Annotated in this window: 1 protein-coding gene; it reads right to left on the bottom strand. The window is 62.8% G+C overall.

The window, feature by feature from the left end:
- Positions 1-275 precede the first annotated feature (275 nt).
- Positions 276-478 (bottom strand): hypothetical protein (locus tag AACY19_RS27150; protein WP_339454581.1); only part of this gene is annotated, 203 nt, incomplete at its 5' end.

Below are 478 nucleotides of genomic sequence, written 5' to 3'. Positions count from 1 at the left end.
TGCTGCCGCGCGACTTCCACCGCCGCCGGATAATCCCCCGCCATGATGAGCTTCTTGAAGCGGGCGGAGCCGGTAACGTTGGTGCGCTCGCCGATGTTGACGAACTGGGCGGTGGAGGTGGTGGTCATGGGTGTTTTTTCTTCTTCTCCCTCTCCCCGCTGGCGGGGAGAGGGTCGGGGAGAGGGGTCGTCCCACAAACTTCCGTCCGCGTTACGGCCCCTCTCCCGACTTAGCATCGCTCGTCTGCCCACTCCCCGGTGGGGAGAGGGAGGGTTTTACGCAAACGTCTTCGAAAACGCACCCAGCGCGGTCTTCAGCGCTTCCGTCGTCTCCTTCGACAGATCGCGCTTGTCGCGAATGTCCTTCAGGAGATCGGCGTGATCGCTGCGCATCGCCGCAAGCATCGCCTGTTCATAGCGGACGACGGCGTTGACCGGAACGGTATCGAGGAAGCCCTGCGTACCCGAGAAGATCGACA

This window comes from Pseudomonas sp. EA_5y_Pfl2_R50, assembly GCF_963970475.1.
In the GTDB taxonomy this organism is placed as follows: domain Bacteria; phylum Pseudomonadota; class Gammaproteobacteria; order Pseudomonadales; family Pseudomonadaceae; genus Aquipseudomonas.
The sequence above is the reverse complement of the archived record's forward strand: the minus strand, read 5'-3'. Positions and strand labels throughout refer to the sequence as shown.